Below are 349 nucleotides of genomic sequence, written 5' to 3'. Positions count from 1 at the left end.
TTCCATACGTTCCGCCACCAGCTACCACGTCGTTCGTTGCTAGGCTTCCTGCAATTGGCTTGTTGATTAAGCCATTGTTGAAGTCTGGTGCAATCACCGTTGGTGCTGGTTCAACTACAATATGTAATGTAGCTGTTGAGCAGTTCGCTGGATTCGCATTGTCACAAACTGTGTATGGAATATCTACCGTGCCTACAAATCCACCTGTTGGTGTAAACGTGTAGCTTCCGTCCGCATTCATTACAATCGTTCCTTTTCCAGGGATTGTAGTGTTTTGTGGAGCTACCGTTAACACTGCATTTGGATTCGTTGAGCCATCGTTTGCCAACACATTTCCAGAAACTGGTGA

At 45.8% G+C, this 349-nt stretch carries 1 protein-coding gene; it reads right to left on the bottom strand.

Going from position 1 to position 349, the window contains the following annotated elements; translation table 11 throughout:
- Positions 1 to 349 (bottom strand): Ig-like domain-containing protein (locus tag EOJ36_RS12005; RefSeq protein ID WP_164847909.1); only part of this gene is annotated, 349 nt, incomplete at both ends.

Origin of the sequence: Sandaracinomonas limnophila, assembly GCF_004005965.1 — a bacterium.
In the GTDB taxonomy this organism is placed as follows: domain Bacteria; phylum Bacteroidota; class Bacteroidia; order Cytophagales; family Spirosomataceae; genus Sandaracinomonas; species Sandaracinomonas limnophila.
This window is presented reverse-complemented; position numbering and strand designations above follow the sequence as displayed.